Annotated in this window: 4 protein-coding genes and 1 pseudogene; 4 read left to right on the top strand and 1 reads right to left on the bottom strand. The window is 69.7% G+C overall.

Features of this window, described 5'->3' with window-relative positions:
- The first annotated feature begins 301 nt into the window (after positions 1-301).
- The 3 genes and pseudogenes from serA to ACWDO5_RS23875 form a co-directional block, all read left to right on the top strand.
- Entirely contained in the window at positions 302-1,894 is a 1,593-nt protein-coding gene (serA, locus tag ACWDO5_RS23885; RefSeq protein ID WP_450532377.1) for a phosphoglycerate dehydrogenase, read from the top strand.
- Between the two features lie 84 nt (positions 1,895-1,978).
- Positions 1,979-2,554, top strand: coding sequence for a TetR/AcrR family transcriptional regulator (locus ACWDO5_RS23880; RefSeq protein ID WP_450532376.1), 576 nt, complete (start codon positions 1,979-1,981; stop codon positions 2,552-2,554).
- A gap of 268 nt (positions 2,555-2,822) precedes the next feature.
- Positions 2,823-2,993: pseudogene (locus tag ACWDO5_RS23875) on the top strand (glycosyltransferase); the annotation flags it as partial.
- 555 nt (positions 2,994-3,548) lie between these two features.
- Here the strand turns inward: ACWDO5_RS23875 and ACWDO5_RS23870 are convergent.
- Positions 3,549-4,895 (bottom strand): PucR family transcriptional regulator, encoded by a 1,347-nt coding sequence (locus ACWDO5_RS23870; RefSeq protein ID WP_450532375.1) that lies wholly within the window; start codon positions 4,893-4,895, stop codon positions 3,549-3,551.
- A gap of 174 nt (positions 4,896-5,069) precedes the next feature.
- Between ACWDO5_RS23870 and ACWDO5_RS23865 the strand changes: the two genes are divergently transcribed.
- Positions 5,070-5,996: a proline dehydrogenase family protein gene (locus ACWDO5_RS23865; RefSeq protein ID WP_450532374.1), complete on the top strand. Its 927-nt coding sequence runs from the start codon at positions 5,070-5,072 to the stop codon at positions 5,994-5,996.
- Positions 5,997-6,017 lie beyond the last annotated feature (21 nt).

The raw sequence follows: 6,017 nt of genomic DNA, 5'->3' as shown, positions 1-6,017 counted from the left end.
GAGCTGGGTCGACAACGACGAGGCGTAAGCCTGCGGACGGGAGTACTCGTCGTGGTTGGCTGACATGACCTGGCCCGACCCCCGTCCGGGCGTCGCGCCGCGCTCCAGCGTTTCTCCACTCTGTCCAGCCACGGACGGGTGATCCTGCCTCGTAGGCGTTAAGACGCACCCGCTTGCACCACTAGACTGCTCAAGACATACGCGTCAGGCCCACAGTGTCGTGCGTCTTCCACGCGGCTAGCCCCCTCCACCGCCTGCGGCCGTCGGGACGGCCGTCCGCACTGGACTTGTGAGGACTCACGTGAGCTCGAAACCTGTCGTACTCATCGCTGAAGAGCTGTCGCCCGCCACCGTCGACGCGCTGGGCCCGGACTTCGAGATCCGGCACTGCAACGGCGCCGACCGTGCGGAGCTGCTCCCGGCCATCGCCGATGTCGACGCGATCCTCGTCCGCAGCGCCACCAAGGTCGACGCCGAGGCCATCGCCGTCGCCAAGAAGCTGCGCGTCGTCGCCCGTGCGGGCGTCGGGCTGGACAACGTCGACGTCTCCGCCGCCACCAAGGCCGGCGTGATGGTGGTCAACGCCCCCACGTCGAACATCGTGACCGCCGCCGAGCTGGCCTGCGGTCTGCTGGTCGCCACCGCGCGCAACATCCCGCAGGCCAACACCGCCCTGAAGAACGGGGAGTGGAAGCGCTCCAAGTACACCGGCGTCGAGCTGAGCGAGAAGATTCTCGGCGTCGTCGGCCTCGGCCGCATCGGCGTCCTGGTCGCGCAGCGGATGTCGGCCTTCGGCATGAAGATCGTCGCGTACGACCCGTATGTACAGCCTGCGCGCGCCGCGCAGATGGGCGTCAAGCTGCTCTCGCTCGAGGAGCTGCTAGAGGTCTCCGACTTCATCACCGTCCACCTCCCGAAGACCCCCGAGACGCTCGGCCTGATCGGCAACGAAGCGCTGCACAAGGTCAAGCCGTCGGTCCGGATCGTCAACGCCGCGCGCGGCGGGATCGTCGACGAGGAGGCGCTGTACTCGGCCCTCAAGGAGGGACGCGTCGCGGGCGCCGGCCTGGATGTGTACGCGAAGGAGCCGTGCACGGACTCCCCGCTGTTCGAGCTGGACCAGGTGGTGTGCACGCCGCACCTCGGCGCGTCCACCGACGAGGCGCAGGAGAAGGCCGGTGTCTCCGTCGCCCGCTCGGTCCGTCTCGCGCTCGCCGGTGAGCTCGTGCCGGACGCGGTCAACGTCCAGGGCGGCGTCATCGCCGAGGACGTGCGCCCGGGTCTGCCGCTCGCCGAGAAGCTCGGCCGGATCTTCACCGCCCTGGCGGGCGAGGTCGCGGTCCGGCTCGACGTCGAGGTGTACGGCGAGATCACCCAGCACGACGTCAAGGTGCTCGAACTGTCCGCGCTCAAGGGCGTGTTCGAGGACGTGGTCGACGAGACCGTGTCGTACGTCAACGCCCCGCTGTTCGCGCAGGAGCGTGGTGTGGAGGTCCGGCTGACGACGAGCTCGGAGTCGCCGGACCACCGCAATGTCGTCACCGTCCGCGGCACGCTCTCGGGCGGCGAGGAGGTCGCGGTCTCCGGCACGCTGGCCGGCCCCAAGCACCTCCAGAAGATCGTCGCGATCGGTGACTACGACATCGACCTGGCGCTCGCCGACCACATGGTCGTCCTGCGGTACGAAGACCGTCCCGGCGTCGTAGGCACGGTCGGCCGGATCCTCGGCGAGGCCGGACTGAACATCGCGGGCATGCAGGTCTCGCGTGCGGAGGAGGGCGGCGAGGCGGTCGTCGTGCTGACCGTGGACGACACCGTGCCGCCGTCGGTGCTCACCGAGATTGCGGACGAGATCGGCGCGGCGTCGGCGCGTTCGGTGAACCTCACCGACTGATCTTCCCGTCGCCTCCCGCTCCACGTACCCGGTTCATAGACGCGCGTCTTACACAAGCGTCTGTGTGCCGGGTACGCTCCTGTCATGGGACATCGTGAGGATCTGCTCGAAGGTGCGAAGCGCTGCCTGCTGGAAAAGGGCTACGCCCGGACGACCGCGCGGGACATCGTTGCCGCCTCCGGCACCAATCTGGCCTCCATCGGCTACCACTACGGTTCCAAGGAGGCGCTCCTCAACCAGGCCTTCCTCGCGGTGACGGAGGAGTGGGGCGATGCGGTCGGCCCGGCGAACAGGGAAGCACCCGACCCGACGGCGGATCCCCTGGAGCGCTTCGAGAAGACCTGGGAGCAGATCATCGCCGCGTTCGACGCCAGCCGCGCGGTCTGGAAGCTCCAACTGGAGGTCGTGGCGCGGCTGGACGACGACGAGATGCTGCGCGAGGCGATCAAGGAGCCGCAGAAGGAGGGGCGTTCGGGCATGGCCGAGGCGTTCCTCGGTATGGACCCGGAGGCAGACCCGGAGAAGGCCCGGGTGGCCGGGCTTCTCTACCAGGCGCTGGTGGCGGGCGTGATGATCCAGTGGATGGTCGATCCGGAGACTGCGCCGTCGGCGAAGGATCTGAGGCAGGGGCTGCGGGCGATCCTGGAGAACAAGGCCTGAGGGCCACGGAACGGATGGGGGACCCCGCCGCGCGATCCTGATGGTCTCCGGGCTTGTGCCGGCCGGCGGGCCAGGATCGCAGTCCCCGATCTGTTCCATGATCCAGTCGGCCGAGCCGAGGTCGCCGCCCGGTGCGGCAAGGGGGCCGCGTTTCGATGCGCCCGCTGTGCAGATCTACGCATCGCCCCGGGTACGGGTCCAGCGCATCGAAGCCGACGAGTCGGTCATCGACCGGTCGCGGCCTCCGCCCTGATGCCGGCCATCACGCGATGCGTTGGTGGCGACCGGCATGATGCCGGCCGCAGCCGGCGCGCGGTCGGTGGCCGAGAAACTGGGCATCCGCTCCGTGTCCGTGACCTTCCAGCAGCTCACCTTGCCGTCGCCGCACCACCCGCCGCTGGCGTATCCGGGCCGGCCGTTCCCGCCGGAGGTGACCGACCTCTGCCGGGCCCACTTCTGGCGTACTCAGGGCTGCGATGCGCCGGACCGACGGCAGCATGGCGACCTCGTCCTTCGCGTCCTGCGGTTCGTCGTCCTCGCCCACCAGCCGTAACCGTTCCTGGGACAGACGCACCGCCATCCGCCGCTCGGTGCGGTCCGCTGCCAGCCCGGCACTGCACCGCTCGAGGAGTTCGATCAACGCGCGTTTGGTGTCGGGGAACCGGTGGGTCCTCTTGGCGAGTCGGCGAGCATGGACCAGGGCATCCCGGCTGACCGGACCCTTGAGCGCGGGCGCGTGCTCCCAGTCGAGCGTGTGCCACGTCCGCAGCTTGGGGTCCTGGAAGTACACCTTGGTGACATCGCCGCGGTCCACCGCGATCGGCCACTTGCCCGCATCCACCCCGCGATAGGGACCCCGTCCGAGCCCTTGTAGCCGGGCAGAGCGACGGAGATCACTACTGAACGTAGTCATTGTCAACGGGATCGCGGATTTGCTAATCCACTGCTAACAAACCGCCTTCGTTGCTAACGGAGTTGCGGATCCTAGAGACACCTACAGCCGCGCTGCCTTCAGGGTCATGTGCAGCAGCAGCCTGTCATCGCCCTCGGCCAGGTCGAGGCCGGTGAGCTGCTCGACGCGCGAGAGCCGGTAGTAGAGAGTCTGGCGGTGGATGCCGAGGGCGGCCGCCGTGCGGCCCGCCTGGCCCGCGTTGTCGAGGAACACCTCGGCGGTGCGGGCCAGTTCGGCGTGCGAGCGGTCGAGCAGTTCGCGAACGGCGGGGTCGTGCGCGGTGTCCGCGGGCAGCGCCGTCAGCATGCGGTACGGGCCGATCGCCGCCCACTCGGCGACAGGCCCGAGCCGAGGCTGGGCCCGGGCGGCGCGGGCCGCGGAAGTCGCCTCCAGCCAAGCGGTGTTGAGGTTGGTGAGACCACGGCGCGGGGCGGCGACTCCGGCGGTCGCCGCGTCCCCGCCCGCCATGGCGCGGAGCCGGTCCGCGGCGGTGACGGCGGGCGCGAGGGCGTCGGCAGAGCGGAGCCGTACGAGGACGGCGAGGGCATGGCCGGCGTCGTGGGGGTCATCGGAGCCGTCGATGCTGCCGCTCCCGGGGTTTCCGGTTCCGCCCGCGCCGCCGCCGGGCGTTCCGGTTCGGCCGGTTGTGCCGCTCCCGGGAGCCCCCCCAGCTCCCCCGGCGCCCGCGTCAGGGCTCATCGCCCGGCCACCCGCGCTCCTGCCGGTGCCGAGCTGCCCGGAGCGGGCACCACTGCCCGCTCCCCACGACAAGGTGCACAGCGCCGCCACGCCCGGCAGTGAGCGTGCCGACGGGGCCTCGTCCTCCCGCCACCGTGTCACGCAGACCACCGCGTGCGGACCCTCCGCCCCCGCGCCGCCCAGCGCCGAGCGGAACGCCGCGACCGCCATGTCGTACTGCCAGCCCCGCTCCGCAGTCAGCACCGCGCGCAACTCGCGGGACAGATCCGCACCCGCCCGCTCCTCGTCCGCGAGCAGCACGCCGATGCGCTCGGCCACGCCCATAGCCGCGGCCAGCTGGGCCTGCTTGGGCCCCGGCTCGGCGTCCAGCAGCCATACGTAACCGAAAACGATGCCCCGGTGGCGTACGGGCAGACAGATCCGGTCGCGGAAGACCCCCGCCTCCGGCACCGCCGGGATACGCACCGGGCCGGTCGCACGTGCGATGCCGAAGCCCTCGAACCAGGCGCGCACCGCCGGCGTGGACTTCCGGGTCAGGATCGAGCGCGTCCTGACCGGGTCCATTGCGGTGTCGTCGTCGCTGTCGTGGGCGCCGAAGGCGATCAGGCCGAAATCCCGGTTCTCCAGCGTCGCGGGGACGGCCAGCAGGGCCGAGATCTCGTCGACCAGTTCTTGGTAATCGCCCTTCATCTGCACATTCTCGCACCCTCGTCAGACATATGTCTGAGAACCCGGCCACGGATGCGTGACAGCTGTCGATGGCAGACGATCAGAGCGATCCTTAGGTTTCACGGTGGTTCTTCGTGCCGTTCCCGATTCATTCGAGCCCGGCCTCCTTCAATCCCTGTTTCGTGGAGGTGCCCCGTGCTGGGTCCCGTGATCCTCGCCGCGTCCCGCAGCGACAAGATGCGCGGTTTCGTATCGGCCGCGCCGGGGACCAGGCAGGTCGTCGACCGGTTCATCGCCGGTGAGACGGTCGAGCAGGTCGTCCCGATCGTCAAGGACACCGTCGGCAAGGGACTCGAGGTCACCCTGGACGTGGTGGGCGAGGACATCACCACGCGAGGGCAGGCCATCGCCGCGCGCGACGCCTACCTCGAGCTGATCGGGCACCTGGGGGACCTCGGCCTGGGCACGAAGGCCGAGATGTCGGTCAAGCTGTCGATGTTCGGCCAGTCCCTGGAGAGCGGCCACGAGCTGGCGCTCGCCAACGTCCGCCCGGTCGTCGAGGCCGCCGCCCGGATCGGCACCACGGTCACGCTCGACGCGGAGGACCACACCACCCTCGACTCGATGTTCGCCATCCACGGGGAGCTGCGGGAGGAATTCCCGCAGACCGGCTGCGTGATCCAGGCGTACCTGTTCCGTACCGAGGACGACGCCCTTCGCCTCGGCGCTGCCGGCTGCCGCGTCCGCATCGTGAAGGGCGCCTACAAGGAGCCCGCCGCCGTCGCGTACCAGGACAAGGCCGAGATCGACAAGGCGTACGTCCGCATCCTGAAGACCCTGATGGAGAGCGACGGCTACCCGATGATCGGGTCCCACGATCCGCGACTCATTGCCATCACACAGGAGCTCGCCCGCCGAGCAGGGCGCAAACTGGATGAGTACGAGTTCCAGATGCTGTACGGGATCCGCAGCGACGAGCACCTCCGGCTCGCGGCCGAGGGCCATCGGATGCGCGTCTACACGGCGTACGGCACCGACTGGTACGGCTACTTCATGCGCCGCCTCGCCGAGAAGCCGGCCAACCTGCTGTTCTTCCTGCGCTCGATGATCACCAGGGGCTGAGCCCTCCCACCCCTCACAAAG

The sequence above is a fragment of the Streptomyces sp. NPDC000880 genome (assembly GCF_053599675.1).
Note: the sequence above shows the minus strand (reverse complement) of the source record. Positions and strands in the feature narration are given on the sequence as shown.